This is a genomic window from Nocardioides sp. F233 (genome assembly GCF_057813895.1).
On sequence record NZ_JBVASH010000003.1, the window covers coordinates 843,520 to 864,234 of the forward strand.

General features: G+C 70.7%; 22 protein-coding genes. 10 read left to right on the forward strand and 12 right to left on the reverse strand.

All coding sequences use genetic code 11. The features are described from left to right. The 8 genes from ACZYRU_RS15465 to ACZYRU_RS15500 form a co-directional block, all read right to left on the reverse strand. Window positions 1-1,272 carry a cysteine desulfurase gene (locus ACZYRU_RS15465; protein WP_488957981.1) on the reverse strand — a complete coding sequence of 424 codons (1,272 nt, stop codon included), beginning with the start codon at window positions 1,270-1,272 and terminating at the stop codon, window positions 1-3. 2 nt (window positions 1,273-1,274) lie between these two features. Beyond that, the gene (gene sufC, locus ACZYRU_RS15470; RefSeq protein WP_179726233.1) at window positions 1,275-2,042 is read right to left on the reverse strand and encodes a Fe-S cluster assembly ATPase SufC; all 768 of its coding nucleotides are present in this window, start codon (window positions 2,040-2,042) and stop codon (window positions 1,275-1,277) included. Next, window positions 2,039-2,374, reverse strand: coding sequence for a non-heme iron oxygenase ferredoxin subunit (locus tag ACZYRU_RS15475; protein WP_488957982.1), 336 nt, complete (start codon window positions 2,372-2,374; stop codon window positions 2,039-2,041). The genes sufC and ACZYRU_RS15475 overlap by 4 nt, the downstream gene beginning before the upstream one ends. Next, window positions 2,371-3,534, reverse strand: coding sequence for a Fe-S cluster assembly protein SufD (sufD, locus tag ACZYRU_RS15480; RefSeq protein WP_488957983.1), 1,164 nt, complete (start codon window positions 3,532-3,534; stop codon window positions 2,371-2,373). The genes ACZYRU_RS15475 and sufD overlap by 4 nt, the downstream gene beginning before the upstream one ends. Next, the gene (sufB, locus tag ACZYRU_RS15485; protein ID WP_488957984.1) at window positions 3,534-4,952 is read right to left on the reverse strand and encodes a Fe-S cluster assembly protein SufB; all 1,419 of its coding nucleotides are present in this window, start codon (window positions 4,950-4,952) and stop codon (window positions 3,534-3,536) included. Before sufB ends, sufD begins: the two co-directional genes overlap by 1 nt. After that, entirely contained in the window at window positions 4,949-5,614 is a 666-nt protein-coding gene (locus ACZYRU_RS15490; RefSeq protein WP_488957985.1) for a helix-turn-helix transcriptional regulator, read from the reverse strand. The genes sufB and ACZYRU_RS15490 overlap by 4 nt, the downstream gene beginning before the upstream one ends. Window positions 5,615-5,682: 68 nt before the next feature. After that, complete coding sequence (locus tag ACZYRU_RS15495) at window positions 5,683-6,114, reverse strand: hypothetical protein (protein ID WP_488957986.1); 432 nt, start codon at window positions 6,112-6,114, stop codon at window positions 5,683-5,685. Beyond that, window positions 6,107-6,472 (reverse strand): hypothetical protein, encoded by a 366-nt coding sequence (locus ACZYRU_RS15500; RefSeq protein ID WP_488957987.1) that lies wholly within the window; start codon window positions 6,470-6,472, stop codon window positions 6,107-6,109. The genes ACZYRU_RS15495 and ACZYRU_RS15500 overlap by 8 nt, the downstream gene beginning before the upstream one ends. Before the next feature lie 43 nt (window positions 6,473-6,515). On the opposite strand from ACZYRU_RS15500, the gene ACZYRU_RS15505 reads away from it, so the two are divergent. The 6 genes from ACZYRU_RS15505 (at window position 6,516) to ACZYRU_RS15530 (ending at window position 12,193) form a co-directional block, all read left to right on the forward strand. Then, window positions 6,516-6,971, forward strand: coding sequence for an Lrp/AsnC family transcriptional regulator (locus tag ACZYRU_RS15505; RefSeq protein WP_488957988.1), 456 nt, complete (start codon window positions 6,516-6,518; stop codon window positions 6,969-6,971). 118 nt (window positions 6,972-7,089) lie between these two features. Further along, window positions 7,090-7,908: a carbon-nitrogen hydrolase family protein gene (locus tag ACZYRU_RS15510; protein WP_488957989.1), complete on the forward strand. Its 819-nt coding sequence runs from the start codon at window positions 7,090-7,092 to the stop codon at window positions 7,906-7,908. Continuing rightward, window positions 7,905-9,590, forward strand: coding sequence for a flavin monoamine oxidase family protein (locus tag ACZYRU_RS15515; protein ID WP_488957990.1), 1,686 nt, complete (start codon window positions 7,905-7,907; stop codon window positions 9,588-9,590). Before ACZYRU_RS15510 ends, ACZYRU_RS15515 begins: the two co-directional genes overlap by 4 nt. A gap of 23 nt (window positions 9,591-9,613) precedes the next feature. Continuing rightward, complete coding sequence (locus ACZYRU_RS15520) at window positions 9,614-10,552, forward strand: ABC transporter ATP-binding protein (RefSeq protein WP_488957991.1); 939 nt, start codon at window positions 9,614-9,616, stop codon at window positions 10,550-10,552. Then, a complete protein-coding gene (locus ACZYRU_RS15525) occupies window positions 10,549-11,328 on the forward strand; it encodes an ABC transporter permease (protein WP_488957992.1) in 780 nt (259 codons plus the stop codon). The genes ACZYRU_RS15520 and ACZYRU_RS15525 overlap by 4 nt, the downstream gene beginning before the upstream one ends. 4 nt (window positions 11,329-11,332) lie before the next feature. Continuing rightward, on the forward strand, window positions 11,333-12,193 hold the full coding sequence (locus ACZYRU_RS15530; protein WP_488957993.1) for a COX15/CtaA family protein: 861 nt from the start codon (window positions 11,333-11,335) through the stop codon (window positions 12,191-12,193). A 238-nt stretch (window positions 12,194-12,431) separates the two neighbouring features. On the opposite strand, the gene ACZYRU_RS15535 is transcribed toward ACZYRU_RS15530, so the two are convergent. After that, on the reverse strand, window positions 12,432-13,385 hold the full coding sequence (locus ACZYRU_RS15535; RefSeq protein WP_488958086.1) for a heme o synthase: 954 nt from the start codon (window positions 13,383-13,385) through the stop codon (window positions 12,432-12,434). 118 nt (window positions 13,386-13,503) lie between these two features. On the opposite strand from ACZYRU_RS15535, the gene tkt reads away from it, so the two are divergent. The 4 genes from tkt to pgl are packed head-to-tail and all read left to right on the forward strand — an operon-like array spanning window position 13,504 to window position 19,145. Next, entirely contained in the window at window positions 13,504-15,615 is a 2,112-nt protein-coding gene (gene tkt, locus ACZYRU_RS15540; protein WP_488957994.1) for a transketolase, read from the forward strand. Between the two features lie 31 nt (window positions 15,616-15,646). Next, window positions 15,647-16,765 carry a transaldolase gene (gene tal, locus ACZYRU_RS15545; RefSeq protein WP_488957995.1) on the forward strand — a complete coding sequence of 373 codons (1,119 nt, stop codon included), beginning with the start codon at window positions 15,647-15,649 and terminating at the stop codon, window positions 16,763-16,765. A gap of 5 nt (window positions 16,766-16,770) precedes the next feature. Further along, entirely contained in the window at window positions 16,771-18,417 is a 1,647-nt protein-coding gene (pgi, locus tag ACZYRU_RS15550; RefSeq protein ID WP_488957996.1) for a glucose-6-phosphate isomerase, read from the forward strand. Continuing rightward, window positions 18,414-19,145: a 6-phosphogluconolactonase gene (pgl, locus tag ACZYRU_RS15555; protein ID WP_488957997.1), complete on the forward strand. Its 732-nt coding sequence runs from the start codon at window positions 18,414-18,416 to the stop codon at window positions 19,143-19,145. The genes pgi and pgl overlap by 4 nt, the downstream gene beginning before the upstream one ends. Window positions 19,146-19,224: 79 nt before the next feature. On the opposite strand, the gene ACZYRU_RS15560 is transcribed toward pgl, so the two are convergent. The 3 genes from ACZYRU_RS15560 to tpiA all read right to left on the reverse strand — a co-directional run bounded on the left by ACZYRU_RS15560 (window position 19,225) and on the right by tpiA (window position 20,715). Beyond that, a complete protein-coding gene (locus tag ACZYRU_RS15560) occupies window positions 19,225-19,584 on the reverse strand; it encodes an RNA polymerase-binding protein RbpA (RefSeq protein WP_141007576.1) in 360 nt (119 codons plus the stop codon). Window positions 19,585-19,653: 69 nt separating this feature from the next. Beyond that, window positions 19,654-19,890: a preprotein translocase subunit SecG gene (secG, locus tag ACZYRU_RS15565; RefSeq protein ID WP_141798638.1), complete on the reverse strand. Its 237-nt coding sequence runs from the start codon at window positions 19,888-19,890 to the stop codon at window positions 19,654-19,656. Between the two features lie 27 nt (window positions 19,891-19,917). Continuing rightward, window positions 19,918-20,715, reverse strand: coding sequence for a triose-phosphate isomerase (gene tpiA / locus ACZYRU_RS15570; protein WP_488957998.1), 798 nt, complete (start codon window positions 20,713-20,715; stop codon window positions 19,918-19,920).

Here is a 20,715-nt window from a genome sequence, read left to right on the forward strand (position 1 = left end):
TCAGTCCAACTTGAAGTAGGAACGGGTGTATTCCAGCGCCTCGACGAGGGCGTCGATCTCCCGCGGCTCGGTGTAGAGGTACGACGACATCCGCGTCGAGGCCTGCACACCGAAGCGGGCGTGGGCCGGCTTCGCGCAGTGGTGCCCGGCGCGCACGGCGACGCCGCGGCTGTCGAGCACCTGCGCGATGTCGTGCGGGTGCACGCCGTCGAGCTCGAAGGAGATCGCGCCGCCGCGCAGAGCAGCGTCGAGCGGGCCGAGCACGGTCAGGCCCTTCACCGACTGCAGGCCCTCGAGGGCGTAGCCGGTGATCGCCTTCTCGTGGGCGTGGATCGCGTCGAGCCCGATGTGGCCGAGGTAGTCCACCGCCGCGCCGAGGCCGATCGCCTCGACGATCGGCGGGGTGCCGGCCTCGAACTTGTGCGGGATGCCGGCGTACGTCGAGCCCTCCATCCGCACGGTCTCGATCATCTCGCCGCCACCGAGGAACGGCGGCAGCGCGTCGAGCACCGCCCGCGAGCCCCAGAGCACGCCGATGCCGGTCGGACCGACGACCTTGTGGCCGGTGAAGGCGACCAGGTCGGGGCGCTCCTCGACCGGCATCGCTGCCAGGTCGATCCGCAGCTGCGGCGCGGCCTGCGACGCGTCGACGACGACGATCGCGCCCACGGCGTGCGCACGACGGGTGATCTCGGCGATCGGGTTGATCGTGCCGAGCATGTTGGACACCCAGGTCAGCGAGACGGCCTTGGTGCGCTCGTTGATCAGCTCGTCGACGTTCGACAGGTCGAGCTGCCCGTCGTCGGTGAGCCCGAACCAGCGCAGCGTCGCACCGGTGCGCTGGGTGAGCAGCTGCCACGGCACGATGTTGGAGTGGTGCTCCATCTCGGTGATGACCACCTCGTCGCCCGCACCGACCTGCCGCGGACCCGCCCAGACCAGGGTGTTGGCGACCAGGTTGAGCGCCTCGGAGGCGTTCTTGGTGAAGATCACCTCGTCGCGGTCGGGCGCGCCGATGAACGCCGCCACCTTGTCGCGCGCGGCCTCGAACGCCTCGGTCGACTCCGCACCGAGCTGGTGCATGGCGCGCGCGATGTTGGCGTTGTGGCGCTCCAGGTGGTCGACCATCGTGTCGATGACCACCTGCGGCTTCTGCGACGTGTTGGCGCTGTCGAGGTAGACCAGCGGCAGCCCGCCCGCGAGCGTGCGCTCGAGGATCGGGAAGTCCTTGCGGATGACCGCCAGCTCCGGGAGGAGCCCCTCCAGGGTCATGGTCAGACCCCGGCTGCCTGGGTACCGACGTACTTCTCGTAGCCGCTGGCCTCGAGCTCGTCGGCGAGCTCCGGGCCGCCCGACTCGGCGATCCGGCCGTCGACGAACACGTGGACGACGTCGGGCTTCACGTAGCGCAGGATCCGCGTGTAGTGCGTGATCAGCAGCAGGCCCTTGCCCTCGCGGGCGGCGTAGTCGTTGATGCCGTCGGAGACGACCTTGAGCGCGTCGATGTCGAGGCCGGAGTCGATCTCGTCGAGGATCGCGAACTTCGGGTCGAGCAGGTCGAGCTGGGCGATCTCGGCGCGCTTCTTCTCGCCGCCGGAGAAGCCCTCGTTGACCGAACGGCTGGAGAACGCGGTGTCGAGCTTCATCCGGTCGAGGGCGCCGTTGACGTCCTTGACCCAGGTGCGCAGCTTGGGAGCCTCGCCGTCGAGCGCGGTCTTGGCGGTGCGCAGGAAGTTCGACATCGAGACGCCGGGGACCTCGACGGGGTACTGCATCGCGAGGAACAGACCGGCGCGGGCGCGCTCGTCGACACTCATCTCGAGCACGTTCTCGCCGTCGAGGAGGACCTCGCCGCCGGTGATCGTGTACTTCGGGTGACCCGCGATGGAGTACGCCGTGGTCGACTTGCCCGAGCCGTTGGGGCCCATGATCGCGTGGGTCTCGCCGTCCTTGATGGTCAGCGTGACGCCCTTGAGGATCTCCTTGGCGCCGTCCTCGGTGTCGACCGACACCTGCAGGTTCTTGATCTCGAGGGTGCTCATGCGGGGGTGACTCCATTCAGGGTCGTGGTGACGTCGACGTAGATCTCGCCGTCACGCACTTCGACAGGGAAGGTGGCGACGGGCTCGGTCGCCGGGAAGGTGGTGGGCTTGCCGGTGCGCAGGTCGAAGGTCGACCCGTGCAGCCAGCACTCGACGGTGCAGTCGACGACCTCGCCCTCGCTCAGCTGCACGGCAGCGTGCGAGCACAGGTCCTGCAGCGCGAAGACCTCGTCGCCGTCGCGGGCGATCGCGACGTCGTACCGGTCGACGGTGACCGCGAGTGCCTCGTCGGTGGGGACGTCGCTCAGCGAGGCGACGCGTTCGAAGCTCACAGCACACCTGCGTGGACGTTCTTGGCGAGCTCCGCCTCCACCGTCGCGGCGAGGCTCTCCTCGAGCTCCGGGACGCCGATCTGACGGATCAGGTCGTTGAAGAAGCCGTGCACGACCAGGCGCTGCGCCTCCTTCTCGGAGATGCCGCGCGAGCGGAGGTAGAACAGCTGCTCGTCGTCGAACCGGGCGGTCGCGGACGCGTGGCCCGCGCCCTCGATCTCGCCGGTCTCGATCTCCAGGTTGGGGACCGAGTCGGCCTGGCAGCCGTCGGTGAGGACGAGGTTGCGGTTCTCCTCGTAGGTCTCGATGCCCTCGGCGACCTTGCGGATCAGCACGTTGCCGATCCACACGGTGTGCGCCTTCTCGCCCTGCAGCGCGCCCTTGTAGACCACGTGGGACTTGGTCTTCGGGGCGGTGTGGTCGACGAAGAGCCGGTGCTCGATGTGCTGGCCGGCGTCGGCGAAGTACAGGCCGAGCATCTCGACCGCGCCACCCGGGCCCGAGTAGTCGGCGGTGGTGTCGTGGCGGACCACGTCGCCGCCGAAGGTGATGTCGACGTGCTTGAACTGCGCGTCGCGACCCACCCGGATGTGACGGTGCCCGACGTGGACGGCGTCGTCGGCCCAGTCGTCGATCGACACGACGGCCAGCTGGGCGCCGTCCTCGACCACGATCTCGACGTTGTCGGCGAGGGTCATCGAGCCCTCGAAGCGCAGCACGACGGTCGCCTTGCTGAACCGCTCGGCCCGGATGACCAGGTGCGCAGCGGTCGCCTCGTCGGTGCCGGTGCCCTTGATGGTCACGAAGACCGGGCGCTCGAGCACGGCCTCGGCCGGGATCGTGACGGCGAGGCTCGACTTCGCCTCGGCCAGCGCGCGGGCCGAGATCCGGTCCCAGGGGACCAGGCCGGAGACGCCCTTGAGGGAGTCGTCCTCGTGCCGGTCTGCGCGGACGTTGTCGGGAGCGTCGAAGGACGCCTCGAACGACGTGCCGGCGAGCGGCGCGTCCGCGTGGATGCCACGCAGCCGCTTGAGGGGCGTGAACCGCCAGATCTCCTCGCGACCGGTCGGCACCTCGTGGGCGTCGACGTCGAAGGATCCTTCGGGGTGGAGGTGGCTCTCGATCTTCTCGAGAGCACCTTCAAGAACTTCGGCGGTCATCAGCCGACGGCACCTTCCATCTGCAGTTCGATCAGTCGGTTCAGCTCGAGGGCGTACTCCATCGGGAGCTCCTTGGCGATGGGCTCCACGAAGCCGCGCACGATCATCGCCATCGCCTCGTCCTGCTCCATGCCGCGTGACATGAGGTAGAACAGCTGGTCGTCGGAGACCTTCGAGACCGAGGCCTCGTGGCCCATCGACACGTCGTCCTCACGGATGTCGACGTAGGGGTAGGTGTCGGAGCGGCTGATCTGGTCGACCAGCAGCGCGTCGCACAGCACGTTGGACTTCGAGCCGTGGGCACCCTCGTTGATCTGGATCAGCCCGCGGTACGACGTACGCCCGCCACCGCGCGCGACCGACTTCGACAGGATCGAGGAGGACGTGTTCGGCGCGGCGTGGACCATCTTGGCGCCGGCGTCCTGGTGCTGCCCCTCGCCCGCGAAGGCGATCGACAGGGTCTCGCCCTTGGCGTGCTCGCCCATCAGGTAGACGGCCGGGTACTTCATGGTGACCTTGGAGCCGATGTTGCCGTCGACCCACTCCATCGTCGCGCCGGCCTCGCAGACCGCGCGCTTGGTGACGAGGTTGTAGACGTTGTTCGACCAGTTCTGGATGGTCGTGTAGCGGCAGCGGCCGCCCTTCTTGACGATGATCTCGACGACCGCGGAGTGCAGCGAGTCGGAGGAGTAGATCGGCGCGGTGCAGCCCTCGACGTAGTGCACGTAGGCGTCCTCGTCGACGATGATCAGCGTCCGCTCGAACTGGCCCATGTTCTCGGTGTTGATCCGGAAGTAGGCCTGCAGCGGGATGTCGACGTGGACACCCTTGGGGACGTAGATGAACGAGCCACCCGACCACACCGCGGTGTTGAGCGCCGCGAACTTGTTGTCGCCGACCGGGATGACCGTGCCGAAGTACTCCTTGAAGAGCTCCGGCTGCTCGCGCAGGGCCGTGTCGGTGTCGAGGAAGAGCACGCCCTGGGCCTCGAGGTCCTCGCGGATCGAGTGGTAGACGACCTCGGACTCGTACTGCGCGGCGACACCGGAGACGAGGCGCTGCTTCTCCGCCTCCGGGATGCCGAGCTTGTCGTAGGTGTTCTTGATGTCCTCGGGAAGGTCGTCCCAGGTCGCGGCCTGCTTCTCGCTGGACCGCACGAAGTACTTGATGTTGTCGAAGTCGATCGCCGAGAGGTCCGAGCCCCACGTCGGCATCGGCTTGCGGCCGAAGAGCTTCAGGCCCTTGAGGCGCAGGTCGAGCATCCACGCCGGCTCGCTCTTCTTCGAGGAGATGTCGCGGACGACGTCCTCGTTGAGGCCGCGCTTGGCGTTGGCGCCGACGTCGTTCTTGTCGGACCAGCCGAAGTCGTAGCGTCCGATCCCCTTGAGCTCGGGGTTCAGCTCTTCGATCGACGTCATGAGACCTGCTCCTTCTTGTTGATGCCTGCATCGGGGATGCACGTCGTGCACACCCCGTCGCCGTGGGCGATGGTGGCCAGGCGCTGGACGTGGGTGCCGAGGACGCGGCCGATGGCCTCGGTCTCGGCCTCGCACAGCTGGGGGAACTCGTGGGCGACGTGGGAGACCGGGCAGTGCTGCTGGCACAGCTGCTCCCCCACGACCGGCAGCTGACGTACGGCGGCGGCGTACCCCTCGTCGGAGAACACCAGCGCCAGGACCTGCGCGGGCGAGGCGCCCGGGTTGGCGGCGGCGACCACCGGGAACTTCTTCTCGATGAACGACGCCCGCCGGTCGGCGAATGCCCGGACGGCGTCGTCGCCGCCCGTCTCGGCCAGGAAGCGCATGGCCTCGGTCGCCAGGTCGTCGTACTGCTGGTCGAAGGCGTCGCGGCCGTGCTCGGTCAGCGCGAACACCTTGGCCGGGCGACCTCGGCCGCGCGAGCCCACCGGACGCGGGTCGCGCGCGTCGACGGCGCCCTCGGCGAGCAGCTGGTCGAGGTGGCGACGCACCGCTGCGGGGGTCAGCTCCAGGCGCTCGGCGAGCGCCGCTGCGGTGGACGGACCGTTGACCAGGATCGACCGCGCGACGCGCTGACGCGTCGGCTGGTCAGTCTCGGTCACGAATTCCACAACGCCAGTGTGCCGTTAATGCTTCCGGCGGTTCAAGCAAGGGTCGCCTTACCCGGTCGTCAGGCGGCTGGCTGCTCCGCCCGGGGGCTGGTGTGCCGCAGCCACGCGAGGCCCGCGAACGGGAGGACGAGCGGCAGGAAGCCGTAGCCCTGGCCGAAGTGCGACCACACGGTCTTGTCCGGGAACAGGTCGGTGGCGAGGTAACTGAGCGTGCCGACCGAGAGCACCCCGAGCAGCTCGATGGTCACCGCGATGCCGGCCACCCGCCAGCCGGTGCTGCCACCGAGGAGCAGGCAGGTCGTCGCGACCAGGTAGAGCACGGCAGCGACGAGCGAGAGGGAGTACGCCAGGGGTGCCTTGTCGGGCTCCAGGCCGAGCTGGACCGCGGAGCGGCCGGTGGCAGCGACGGCGAACAGGCCGTAGACGAACACCAGGGCGCGGCCCCAGCCCTGGGCGAGCGGGTGGCTCGGCTGCGCGGACCGGTCAGGCACCCGGACCACCCCACACGTCCCACAGCCGGACCTCGAGGCCGGCGACGGTCGCGACGCCGAGCAGCAGGATCGTCGTACCGACCCGGGAGCGCTCGGCGAGCGCGAAGAAGGCGGCGACGACGGGCACCAGGAGGTTGGTGACCAGGTAGCTGACGAAGACCGCGCCCTCGATGTCGCGGTCGGTGCGGGCCAGCGCCACGACTCCCCCGACCAGCTGGACGAGCATCACGACCTCGATGACGGCCAGCCCGATGAAGTGGGAGTCCTGCGCGGCCCGGTCGCGGACCAGGTCGACCACGAGGAGGACGGCGAGGGCGCCGGCGAGGACCAGCGCGACGCCGTACAGCCAGGGATTCACGGCGGTCAGCGTAGACGGCACGGCTTCGGCCACAATGACCCGCATGCAGCTCGACCAGCTCGACCGCCTGATCGTCGGCGCCCTCCTCGAGGACGGCCGCGCCACGTTCGCGCAGATCGGGCACCGGGTCGGGCTGTCGGCGCCCGCGGTCAAGCGGCGGGTGGACCGGCTGGTCGCGTCGGGCGCGATCACCGGGTTCACGGTGCGGGTCGACCCGGCGGTGGTCGGCTGGTCGACCGAGGGCTACGTGTCGATCTACTGCCAGGGCTCGACGACGCCGGGCGAGATCCTCGCGGCCGTCGACCGGCTGCCGGAAGTGGTCTCCGCCTCGACGGTGACCGGCGAGGCGGACGCGATCCTGCACATCCACGCCTCCGACATCCGGCACTTCGAGCAGGTCGTCGAGCGGATCGCCGGCGAGCCGTTCGTCGCCCGGACGAGGAGCGAGCTGGTGCTCTCGCCGCTGGTCCGGCGCGAGCAGGGCAGCCTTCCCGACTGATTCTCCGGTCGATGGCGCAACACATCGCCACACATTTCCAGATCGACGCAACGGATCACCGCCAACGAGCAACGCGCACCCCTCGATCTTGTGCCGCTGCGTTCCTAGTCTTGTCCGCGTGACCGACACCTCCCGTGCCGACGCCCTGGTCGTCGCCGCCTGGCAGCCCGACGGGCCGCTGCTCGACGTACCGGCCGCCCTCGCCGCGCTCGACACCGCTGCCGCCGATGCGGCCGGCCGGGGAGCACGGCTGCTCGTGTGCCCCGAGCTGACCCTGACCGGCTACGACATCGCGCCGCAGGCCGCTGACCTGGCCGAGCCCGCGGGCGGCCCGATGGCTCGGGCCGTCGCCCGGATCGCCGCGACGCACGGGCTGGCGATCGCGTGGAGCTGGCCCGAGAGGGACGGCGAGCAGGTCCACATCGCCGCCGAGCTGGTCGACCGCGACGGCGCCGTGCTCGCCCGGCACCGCAAGGCACACCTCTACGGACCCGACGAGGCCGGTGCCTACGTGCCCGGCGACGGGACGCCCGCCGTCGGCGAGGTCGACGGGTACCGGGTCGGCCTGCTGGTCTGCTACGACGTCGAGTTCCCCGAGCAGGTGCGGATGGTCGCCCTCGCCGGTGCCGACCTGCTGGCCTGCCCGACCGCCCTGATGGCGCCGTACGACGCCGTGAGCACGCTGATCGTCCCGGCCCGCGCGTTCGAGAACCAGATGGCCGTCGCCTACGCGAACCGCGCCGGCTCCGAGCACGACCTGACCTACACCGGCCTGAGCTGCGTGGTCGGCCCCGACGGCGTCGACCTGGCCCGCGCCGACGACCGGCCCGGCCTCGTGGTCGGCACCCTCACCTCTGCCGCGCTCGACGACGCGCGCCGCGCCAACACCCACCTGGCCGACCGCCGGCCCGAGGTCTACGGAGGCCTGATCCGATGACGACCGGACAGACCACGCCCGATCCGGCCCACACCGTCCCCGCGCCGGTGACGATGCTCGGCCCCGACTTCCCGTTCGGGTACGACGAGCACCTGGCCCACCCCGACGGCCTCGGCTCGGTGCCGACCGAGCAGCACGGCCGCGAGGTGGCGATCATCGGCGGCGGCCTCTCCGGCATGGTCACCGCCTACGAGCTGATGCGCCTGGGCCTGAAGCCGGTCGTCTACGAGGCCGAGCAGATCGGCGGGCGCCTGCGCTCCCAGCCGTTCGGCGGCGCGCACGGCCCGATCGCCGAGCTCGGCGGGATGCGCTTCCCGCTCTCCTCGCGGGCGCTGTTCCACTACATCGACCACCTGGGGCTGCGCACCTCGCCGTTCCCGAACCCGCTGTCCGAGGCGACCCCGAGCACCGTGGTCGAGCTGGGCGGCGAGTCCTTCTACGCCCGCGGGTACGACGACCTGCCGGCCTTCCTCAAGGACGTCGCCGACGCCTGGCACGAGGCGCTCGGCGAGGTCGGCTTCGCCGACATGCAGCGGGCGGTCGCCGAGCGCGACGTGCCCCGGCTCAAGGAGCTGTGGAACCAGCTGGTCCTGGCCCTCGACGAGGAGACCTTCTCCGGCTTCCTGGCCAACAGCAAGGCGTTCGGCTCACGCAGCTTCCGGCACCGTGAGGTGTTCGGGCAGGTCGGCTTCGGCACCGGCGGCTGGGACACCGACTTCCCGAACTCGATGCTCGAGATCCTCCGGGTGATCTTCACCAACGCCGACGAGGACCACCAGATGATCCACGGCGGCGCGCAGCAGTTGCCCGTCGGCCTGTGGCACGACGCCCCGGAGTGCGCGCACTGGCCGGTGGGCACCTCGCTGGAGAGCCTGCACGGCGGCTCTCCGCTGCCCGGCGTGGCCCGGATCGCGCGCGGGGAGGGCGACCGGTTCGAGATCACCGACCGCTGGGGCAGCACCCGCTCGTACGACGCCGTCGTGGTCACCTGCCAGGTCTGGCTGCTGTCCGCACGGATCGACGTCGACGAGTCGCTCTTCTCCCCCGACCTGTGGATGGCGATGGAGCGCACCCACTACATGCAGTCGTCGAAGACCTTCGTACGCGTCGACCGGCCGTTCTGGAAGGACGTCGACCCGCAGACCGGCCGCGACGTGATGAGCATGACGCTCACCGACCGGCTGAACCGGGCGACGTACCTCCTCGAGGACGACGGCGCCGCCTCGATCTGCCTGTCCTACACGTGGAACGACGACGCGCTGAAGTGGCTGGCGCTGCCGGTCGAGGAGCGGGTCCGGCTGCAGCTGCACTCGCTGCGCAAGATCTACCCGGGCGTCGACATCGCCTCGCACATCGTGGGCGACCCGATCACCGTGTCGTGGGAGTCCGACCCCAACTTCATGGGTGCGTTCAAGGCCAACCTGCCCGGCCACTACCGCTATCAGCGGCGGCTGTTCTCCCACTTCGTGCAGGACGACCTGCCCGCTCACCGGCGCGGGATCTTCCTCGCCGGCGACGACATCTCGTGGACCGCCGGCTGGGCCGAGGGCGCGGTCACGACGGCGCTGAACGCGGTCTGGGGTGTCGTGCGTCACTTCGGTGGTGCGAGCGCTGCGGGCAACCCCGGTCCGGGTGACGTGTTCGCCGATCTCGCCCCGCTGGCCCTGCCCGACGGGCTCTGAACGGTCGTTCCTAGACTGTCGCCGTGCCTCACGCTGCTGACCTTGCTGTCGAGGTCGACGGACTGGTGATGAGGTACGGCGACACGGTCGCCGTCGACGGCCTGTCGCTCACCGTCGAGCGCGGCACCATCACCGCTGTCCTCGGTCCCAACGGGGCCGGGAAGACCACCACCCTCGAGACCTGCGAGGGCTACCGTCGCGCCCAGGGCGGCACCGTGCGGGTGCTCGGCCTGGACCCCGTGCGCCAGCGGTCCGAGCTGCTGCCGCGGATCGGCGTCATGCTGCAGTCCGGCGGCGCCTGGAGCGGCGCCCGGGCCGAGGAGATGCTGCGGCACTTCGCCCGGCTGCACGCCCAGCCGCAGGACGTCGGGCTGCTGATGGAGCGGCTCGCGCTGCACGAGTGCGGGCGCACGCCGTACCGGCGGCTCTCGGGTGGCCAGCAGCAGCGTCTCGGCCTGGCCCTGGCGCTGATCGGGCGCCCGGAGCTGGTGTTCGTCGACGAGCCGACCGCCGGCATGGACCCCCAGATCCGGCGGGCGGTGTGGGAGCTGCTCGAGGACCTGCGCGCCGACGGCGTGACCGTCGTGCTGACCACGCACTACCTCGAGGAGGCCGAGCGGCTGGCCGACCGGGTGCACATCCTGGACCGCGGTCGCCTGGTCGCCAGCGGCACGCCGCTCGAGCTGACCCGTGGCGGCACCGTTGCCACGATCCGGATCGTCGTCACCCAGCCGTTCCCCCCCGGGGCACCCGAGGAGCTGGTCCGCGCGCTGGGCGACGGGACCGAGCTGACTGTCCTCGACCCGCTCAGCCTGCAGCTGTCGGGACCCGCCGACAGCAGCACCCTCGCCACCGTGGCCGCGTGGTGCGCGGCCCACGACGTGCTGCCCGAGTCGCTGTCGCTGGGGCAGCGCAACCTCGAGGACGTCTTCCTCGAGCTGACCGGCCGGGAGTCGCTGTGAACACGCCTGGGAACACGTTCGCGCCCGCGCCCGGCGCCGCTCCCGTCGTACGCCAGCTCGTGACGCAGGCCGGCATGGAGGCGCGGCTGATGCTGCGCAACGGCGAGCAGCTGCTGCTGGCCGTCGTGATCCCGGTGATCGTGCTGATCGGCTCGGTCCGCGGCGTCGAGCGGGTCGGCTTCGACCTCGACGGCCGCCCGATCGACGTGCTGACGCCCGGCGTGCTGGCGCTCGCGGTGATGTCGACCGCGTTCACCTCGCTCGCGATCGCCACCGGGTTCGAGCGGCGCTACGGCGTCCTCAAGCGCCTCGGCACCGCTCCCCTGTCCCGCGCCACGCTGCTCGGCGGCAAGGTGCTCGCGCTGCTGCTCGTCGAGGTCTTCCAGTTCGTCGTCATCGGCGGCGTGGGGCTCGCCCTGGGCTGGTCCGGTCCGTCGGGCGTCGGCGGCGTGCTGCTGCTCGTGGTCGCGGCGCTCCTCGGGACCGCCGCCTTCGCCTCGCTCGGGATGCTCCTCGCCGGATCGCTGCGCGCCGAGGCCACCCTCGCCGCCGCGAACCTCGTCTACCTGCTGCTGCTCGCCGGCGGCGCCGTGATCCTGCCCGCGTCGCTGTACGGCGGCCTCGGCGACGTCGTGCGCTGGCTGCCCTCGGGGGCGCTCGGCGAGGCGGTCCGGTCCGCGTGCGACGGTGCGGTCGCCGTACGCGACCTCGTGGTGCTGGCCGCCTGGACCGTCCTCGGCTCCGCCCTGACCGCCCGAACCTTCAAGTGGGAGTGACTCTGTGATCCGCCGCTGGCTCGTTCCCCTGACCTGGGCGAACCTGGTCGCCAACATCGGCATCGTCGTCACGGGCGGCGCGGTGCGCCTCACCGGCTCCGGACTCGGGTGCCCGACGTGGCCGCAGTGCACCGAGTCGTCGTACGTGCCGCACAGTGCGCTCGGGATCCACGGCGCCATCGAGTTCGGCAACCGGATGCTGACCTTCGTGCTCGGCATCCTGGCCGCGGCACTCTTGATCGCTGCGATCGTCGTCGCCGTACGCGAGCGCTACCTCACCCCGCTGTGGTGGTCGCTCGCGATCTTCCTCGGCATCCCGGCGCAGGCAGTGGTCGGCGGCATCACCGTGCGCACCGACCTCAACCCGTGGATCGTCTCGTTCCACCTCCTGGTGTCGATGGTGATCGTCGGCGCCTGCGTGTGGTTCCTCGACGTCCTCAGCGGCCCGACCCGCACCGCCGCCTCACCGCCGGCCACACGGCTCGCCTGGCTCACGCTCGCCTCCGGTGCACTCGCCCTCTGGCTCGGCACCGTCGTGACAGGCTCGGGTCCGCACTCGGGCGACCTCAAGTCGCGGCGTACCGGACTCGACCCCGAGATCCTCTCCCACATCCACGGCTTCTCGGTCTGGCTCCTCGTCGCCCTGACCGTTGCACTCCTGGTTGCTGCTCGCCGGCACGCTGACACCCGGCTGGCCACCTTCGCCGGGGTGCTCCTCGGCGTCGAGCTCGCCCAGGGCCTGCTCGGGTACGTCCAGTTCTTCACCGACCTGCCCGAGGTCCTCGTCGGGCTGCACATGCTCGGCGCCGCGGTCGTCGCCGCCGGCCTCGCCCGCGTGGTCGTCACCACCCACCCGCGCGGCTGATCCCGGGACTCGGGCACGGCTGGGTCGTTCCGGTCAGCGGGCCCCCGGCGTTGCGGTTTGGTCCCAAACCGCAACAAATCGCCCCGCCCACGTGCAGTCTCTGCCCAATCGCAACACGTTCCACCCGCGGGCGGCCCTCGGCCGACAGCGCGACGCAGCTCATGCGCTTGTCGGGCGTTGCAACCACTGACCAGCGCGTGGATCCCCGGACATCCGGGGATCCATGCAGGCGCCGAGCTCAGTGGAGCAGCGGATCGATCGCGACAGCGACGAACAGCAGCGAGAGGTACAGGTTCGACGAGTGGAACAGCCGCATCGGCTGGAGCACGCTCAGCTCGTCGGAGGTCTTCGCCCGGCGGAGCAGGCCGTGCGCCTGGACCAGGAAGACACCGCCGAGCAGACCCGCCGCGATCGGGTAGACCGGTCCGGTCGAGGCCACCGGCCACAGCGCCAGCGAGGTCGCGACCATCACCCACGAGTAGACGACGATCTGGAAGGCGACGACGCGCGCCGACTTCACGACCGGCAGCATCGGGACGTCGACCTGGGCGTAGTCCTCGCGGTAGCGCAGCGCGAGCGCCCACGTGTGCGGGGGCGTCCAGAAGAACACCACGAGGAAGAGCACGACGGGCACCCAGGACAGCTCGCCGGTGACCGCGGTCCAGCCGATGAGGGCCGGGAAGCAGCCGGCGATGCCGCCCCAGACGATGTTCTGGGTCGTACGACGCTTCAGCAGCATCGTGTAGACGAACACGTAGAACGCGTTGGCGCTGACCGACAGGATCGCCGAGAGCGGGTTGACCCACGCCCACAGGACCACCGTCGAGAGCACGCCGAGGACCACGCCGAAGACCAGCGCGGCGCCCGGCGAGACGATGTGGCGCGGCAGCGCCCGGCGACGCGTACGACGCATCTGCTCGTCGATGTCGCGGTCGTAGACGCAGTTGAAGACCGAGGCGGACCCGGCCGAGAGCGTCCCGCCGATGACGGTCGCCACGACGAGCCCCAGCGCGGGCACGCCGCGCGCGGCGAAGAACATGACCGGCACGGTCGTCAGGAGCAGCAGCTCGATGACGCGCGGCTTGGTCAGGCCGACGTACGCCATCACGACGTCGCGGAAGGTCGCCTTCTGCGGTCCCTCGTCACCGGACAGCAGCTCGGGGCTGGTCGGGTCGACGTAGGTCACGGCAATGTTCCTCGGGGGCCTTGCAAGCAGAGACGGAAAGCGGTCCGAGTGTAGCCCGACCGGGTCCCGGGTCGGGCACCGAGCCGGTGTCGTGCTCGCCACGCCGCTCGGTAGGCTCGGAGCCATGATCCCGGAGCTCGAGTGGACCGACCTCGACCGCAAGGCTGTTGACACCGCCCGCGTCCTCGCGATGGACGCCGTGCAGAAGGTCGGCAACGGCCACCCGGGGACGGCGATGAGCCTGGCGCCCGCCGCCTACCTGCTGTTCCAGAAGGTCATGCGGCACGACCCGGCCGACCCGGCCTGGATCGCCCGCGACCGGTTCGTCCTGTCCTGCGGCCACTCCTCGATCACGCTCTACACCCAGCTGTTCCTCGGCGGCTTCGGCCTCGAGCTCGGCGACCTCGAGGCGCTGCGCACCTGGGGCAGCAAGACCCCCGGTCACCCGGAGTACGGCCACACCGCCGGTGTCGAGGTCACCACCGGCCCGCTCGGCCAGGGCGTCGCCAACGCGGTCGGCATGGCGATGGCGGCCCGCCGCGAGAAGGGCCTGCTCGACCCGAACGCCGGCGACGGTCCGTCGCTCTTCGACCACCACGTCTACGTGCTCGCCTCCGACGGCGACCTGGAGGAGGGCGTGAGCAGCGAGGCGTCCTCGATCGCCGGCACCCAGGAGCTCGGCAACCTCACGGTCATCTACGACGCCAACCGGATCTCCATCGAGGGCGACACCCACATCGCGTTCAACGAGGACGTCGCCAAGCGCTACGAGGCCTACGGCTGGCACGTCCAGACCGTCGACTGGACCGGCAACGACCACTCCGACGTCGCCCACTACGAGGAGGACGTGCCGGCGCTGCACGCCGCGCTCAAGGTCGCCGACGAGGTCACCGACAAGCCGTCGCTGATCGTCCTCAAGACGGTCATCGCCTGGCCCGCCCCCAACGCGCAGAACACCGAGGCCGCCCACGGCTCCGCGCTGGGCGCCGACGAGGTGGCCGCGACCAAGAAGGTGCTGGGCTTCGACCCGGACCGGACCTTCGAGGTGCCCGCCGACGTGCTGGCCCACACCCGCGGCCTGGTCGAGCGCGGCAAGTCGTGGCAGACCAAGTGGTCGACCGAGCGCGACGCCTGGGCCGAGGCGAACCCGGAGCAGGCGGCGCTGCTGCACCGGATGAAGGACCGCCGCCTGCCCGACGGCATCGAGGGGACCCTTCCGGTCTTCGAGGCCGACGCCAAGGGCGTCGCCACCCGCGCCGCGTCCGGCAAGGTCATCAACGCCATCGCTGGCGCCATGCCCGAGCTGTGGGGCGGCTCCGCCGACCTCGCCGGCTCCAACAACACGACCATCAAGGACGCGAAGTCGTTCCTGCCGCCCGACCGCGGCGTCGAGGAGTGGCCGGCTGACCCCTACCAGGGCCGCGTGCTCCACTTCGGCATCCGCGAGCACGCCATGGGCTCGATCATGAACGGCATCGCCGTCCACGGCGGCACCCGCGTCTTCGGCGGCACCTTCCTCACGTTCTCCGACTACATGCGCGGCGCGGTCCGCGTCGGTGCCCTCATGGGCGCGCCGGTCGTCCACGTCTGGACGCACGACTCGATCGGCCTCGGCGAGGACGGCCCGACCCACCAGCCGATCGAGCACCTCGCCGCCCTGCGCGCGATCCCCGGCCTCGACGTCGTCCGCCCGGCCGACGCCAACGAGACCGCCGCCGCCTGGCTGCAGGTTCTGCGCAACAACGACCGCCCGGCCGGCCTGATCCTCAGCCGTCAGAACGTCCCGACGTTCCCGCGCGGCACCGAGGGCTACGCGACCACCGACGACGTGGCCAAGGGCGGCTACGTCCTGCTCGAGGCCGAGGGTGGCCAGCCCGACGTCGTCCTGCTGGCGACCGGCTCCGAGGTGCAGTACGCCGTCGCCGCCCGCGCCAACCTCGCCGCCGAGGGCATCAACGCCCGCGTGGTCTCGATGCCCTGCCTCGAGTGGTTCGAGGCGCAGACCCAGGCCTACCGCGACAGTGTCATCCCGCCGACCGTCAAGGCGCGGGTCTCGGTCGAGGCCGGCATCAAGCAGGGCTGGCGCGAGTACGTCGGCGACAAGGGCCGGATCGTCAGCATCGACCACTACGGTGCGAGTGCGGACGCCGGAACCCTGTTCCGCGAGTTCGGGTTCACGCCCGAAGCAGTCGTCCAGGCAGCGCACGAGAGCATCGCCGCGGCTGCCCGCGACTGAGCACCAGCACCCACCGCAGAAGGAGGAACTCATGACTGATCGACTGAAGGCCCTCGCTGACGCGGGGGTGTCCATCTGGCTCGACGACCTGTCGCGCGAGCGGATCGAGACCGGCAACCTCGCCGACCTCGTCCGCGAGCGCTCGGTCGTCGGCGTCACGACCAACCCGACCATCTTCGCCGGCGCGATCGCCAACGGTGAGCGGTACGACGCCCAGGTGCGTCAGCTCGTCGCGGGCGGCCTCGGCGTCGACCAGGTGATCTTCGCGCTCACCACCGACGACGTCCGCAACGCCTGCGACGTGCTCGCCCCCGTGGCGGCCGGCCACCCGGCCGACGGTCGGGTCTCCATCGAGGTGGAGCCGACCCTCGCCAACGACACCGACGCCACCATCGCGTCGGCGCGGAGGCTGTGGGCGTCGGTCGACCGCCCGAACGCGTTGATCAAGATCCCCGCCACCGTCGAGGGCCTGCCGGCGATCACGGCGACCATCGCGGCCGGAATCAGCGTCAACGTGACCCTGATCTTCTCCGTGGACCGCTACCGCGCCGTCATGGACGCCTACCTCGCCGGCCTCGAGCAGGCGCGGGCCGCGGGCATCGACCTCGGCACGATCCAGTCGGTCGCCTCCTTCTTCGTGTCGCGGGTCGACACCGAGATCGATGCACGCCTCGACAAGATCGGCACCGACGAGGCGCTCGCGCTCCGTGGCCAGGCCGCCGTGGCCAACGCGCGGCTCGCCTACGCCGCCTTCGAGGAGGTCATCGCCTCCCCGCGCTGGCAGGCACTCGCCACGGCCGGCGCCCACCCGCAGCGGCCGCTGTGGGCCTCGACCGGTGTGAAGAACCCGGCGTACCCCGACACCCTCTACGTCACCGACCTCGTCGTGGCCGACACGGTCAACACGATGCCGGAGAAGACGCTGCAGGCGTTCGCCGACCACGGCGACGTCACCGGCGACCAGGTCACCGGCAGGGGCGCCGACGCCCAGGCGGTCTTCGACAACCTGGCCGCCGCCGGCGTCGACCTCGACGACGTGTTCCAGGTGCTCGAGACCGAGGGCGTCGACAAGTTCAAGGTCTCCTGGACCGAGCTGGTGGCCACCGTCGAGGCGCAGATGGCGGCGACGTCGGGCGAGGCCGGAGCCTGACCTCCGTGGCCGCGGCTCCCGTCGACCCGACCGCGACCGAGGCCTGGCGGCGGCTCGCCGACCTGGCCTCGGGCTTCCAGCCCGACCTGCGCCGGATGCTCGCCGACCCCGAGTGGGTCGCGCGATCCACCGTGCAGGCCGGCGACCTGCGCGTCGACCTGTCCAAGAACCTGGTCACCCCGGAGATCTGGACGGCGCTGCAGGCGCTGGCCGCCGAGGTCGAGCTCCCTGCCCAGCGCGACGCGATGTTCCGCGGCGAGCACATCAACGTCACCGAGGACCGCGCCGTGCTCCACACCGCGCTGCGGCGTGCGGCCGGCTCCGACCTCGAGGTCGGCGGCGCCGACGTCGTGGAGCAGGTGCAGGCGGTGCTGCGTCGGGTCTACGCCTTCGCGGACGACGTCCGCTCCGGCACCTGGCGCGGCTTCACCGGCGAGCCGATCCGCACGGTGGTGAACATCGGCATCGGCGGCTCCGACCTCGGTCCGGTGATGGCCTACGAGGCGCTCAAGCCGTACGTGCAGGCGGGTCTCGAGTGCCGGTTCATCAGCAACATCGACCCCACCGATGCCGCACAGGAGCTGGCGGGTCTGGACCCGGCCACGACCCTGTTCATCGTGTCCAGCAAGACCTTCGGGACCCTCGAGACACTCACGAACGCCCGCCTGTGCCGGGCCTGGCTGCTCGACGGCCTGGGCGCCGGCGACGAGGCGGTGTCCCGCCACTTCGTCGCGGTCTCCACGGCACTCGACAAGGTCGCGGCCTTCGGCATCGACCCGGCCAACGCGTTCGGGTTCTGGGACTGGGTCGGCGGCCGCTACTCCGTCGACTCCGCGATCGGCACGTCGCTCGCCGTCGCGATCGGGCCCGAGCGGTTCGAGGAGTTCCTCGGCGGCTTCCGTGCCATCGACAACCACTTCCTGTCCGCGCCGGTCGAGCAGAACGTGCCGGTCCTGATGGGCCTGCTGAACATCTGGTACACCAACTTCCTCGGCGCCCAGTCCCATGCGGTGCTGCCGTACTCGCAGCTGCTGCACCGGTTCCCGGCGTACCTCCAGCAGCTCACCATGGAGTCCAACGGCAAGAGCGTGCGCTGGGACGGCTCCCCCGTCACCACCGACACCGGCGAGGTGTTCTGGGGCGAGCCCGGCACCAACGGGCAGCACGCGTTCTACCAGCTCATCCACCAGGGCACGCGGCTGATCCCTGCCGACTTCATCGGGTTCGCCTCGCCGGCGTACCCGCTGAGCGACGGCGACACCGACGTGCACGAGCTGCTGCTCGCCAACTTCCTCGCGCAGACGAAGGCGCTGGCGTTCGGCAAGACCGCCGACGAGGTTCGCGCAGAGGGTACGCCTGAGGGGATCGTGCCGGCCCGTGTCTTCTCCGGCAACCGGCCCACCACCGCGATCATGGCGCCCACGCTGACCCCGTCGGTGCTCGGCCAGCTGATCGCGCTCTACGAGCACATCACCTTCACCCAGGGCGCCGTGTGGGGCATCGACAGCTTCGACCAGTGGGGCGTCGAGCTCGGCAAGCAGCTCGCGCTTCAGATCGCGCCGGGCCTTGCGGGCGATGCCGCCGTGCTGGCCGAGCAGGACGCATCCACCCGGGCGATGATCGACTACTACCGGGAGCACCGCGCACGATGACCGAGACCCCGCCGCCCCTCGTCGAGGTCCACCACGACGCCGAGACCCTCGCGACCGCCGTGGCGGGCGAGCTGCTGAACCGGGTCGCCGACGCCCAGGCAGCCGGCCACGTCCCGAACGTCGGGCTCACCGGCGGCACCATCGCCGACGCCGTGCACCGCGAGATCGCCCGCCTGGCGCCGGCCTCCGGGGTCGACTGGGGGGCCGTCGTGCTCTGGTTCGGCGACGAGCGCTTCGTGCCCGCCGACTCTCCCGACCGCAACGTCAACCAGGCCCGGACCGCGTTCCTCGACGAGGTCGGCGCCCACCGGGTGCACACCGCGCCGGCGTCCTCGGAGGTCGGCTCGGTCGAGGAGTCCGCGACGGCGTACGCCGACGCCTTCCGCACGCGGGGCAGCGGCGACTTCGACGTCCTGATGCTCGGCGTCGGCCCCGACGGCCACGTGGCCTCGCTGTTCCCGGGCCATGCCGGCCTCGAGGCCACCGCCGCGATCACCGTCGCCGTGCACGACTCCCCCAAGCCGCCGCCCGAGCGGGTCAGCCTCACCTTCGAGGCCCTCAACCGGTCGCAGTCGGTGTGGTTCCTGGTGAGCGGCGAGGCCAAGGCCGACGCCGTACGCCGGGCGCTCGCCGACGAGGGCTCCGTCGCCGAGACACCGGCCCGGGGCGTCACCGGCACGGCCGAGACGATCTGGTTCCTCGACCGCGACGCCGCGAGCCAGCTGTAGGAGCACCCCACGACGCCAGCGGCCCCGGTGCCCGGCTCTCCCGCAGGAGGCCGGGCACCGGGGCCGCTGTCGTGAAGCGTCAGAAGATGATCTCGCCGGACTTGCGGCGCGACCGGAGCAGCTGGATGGCCTCGTCGAGGATGACTTCGGCCTCCTTGTCGGAGCGACGCTCCTTCACGTACGCCAGGTGCGTCTTGTACGGCTCGATCTTTGGCGCCGGCGGGGCGTTCTCCGAGTCGAGACCAGCAGGAAGGCCGCACTTCGGGCAGTCCCAGGAGTCCGGGACGGACGCCTCGACGGAGAAGGTGATCACCGAACGGTGGTCGTTCGCACAGAAGTACGTGACCGCCTGACGAGGCGCGGCCTCGCCGCGCTCGGCCTCGCCCATCGGACCCGCACCGACGCGACTACCGCGGATCGCGTTCCCACCACCAGCCAACGGATTCTCTCCTCAAGCCCTCGGACGACCCGGAGTTGCCCGGGTCGGTTGCACGACGTGTCTGTGAAGTCAGTTCTGATAGGCGAGCAGGAGGCCCAGCGCGATGACGCAGGCGAACCAGATCACGCCGATCCCGACCGTGAACCGGTCGAGATTGCGCTCGGCGACCGAGGATCCGCCGAGCGAGCTCGACACACCTCCACCGAACATGTCCGAGAGACCGCCGCCCCGACCCTTGTGCAGGAGCACGAGCAGGATCATGATCAGGCTCGTCACGATGAGCAGCACAGTCAGAAGCGTCGACACGCGAGGAATCCTACGTCAGGCCTGGTGCTAGGACAGCACCGGCATGTCGTAGAACCGGCAGATTCCCCCGAACTCGTCGGCCTCCAGGCTCGCACCGCCCACGAGAGCGCCGTCGACGTCTGCCTTGGCCATGATCCCCGCCACGTTCGCGGCCTTCACCGAGCCGCCGTACAGGATGCGGACCGCGTCCGCGGCCTCGTCGCCGTGGCTCTTGCGGACCTGCTCGCGGATGGCGGCGCAGACCTCCTGCGCGTCGTCGGGGGTGGCGACCTCGCCGGTGCCGATCGCCCAGACCGGCTCGTAGGCGATGACCAGCCCGGCGACCTGCTTCTTGGTCAGGCCGTCGAGCGAGCCCTCGACCTGGGCATTGGTGTACTCGACCTGCTCGCCGGCCTGGCGGACCTCGAGGCCCTCGCCGACGCACACGATGGGCGTGATCTTCGCGGCCAGCGCGGCCTTGGCCTTGGCGTTGACGATCGCGTCCGTCTCAGCGTGGTACTGGCGCCGCTCGGAGTGGCCGACCACGACGTACGAGCAGCCCAGCTTGGCGAGCATCGCTGCCGAGATCTCGCCGGTGTAGGCGCCTCCGGCGTGCTGGGAGACGTCCTGCGCGCCGTACCGGATCGAGAGGCGGTCGCCGTCGATGAGCGTCTGCACCGAGCGGATGTCGGTGAACGGCGGGAACACCGCGACCTCGACCTTGCCGTAGTCGTGCCGCTTGTCGGACAGCGTCCAGGCGAGCTTCTGCACGAGCACGACGGCCTCGGCGTGGTTGAGGTTCATCTTCCAGTTGCCCGCCATCAGCGGGGTCCGTGCAGCAGCCAT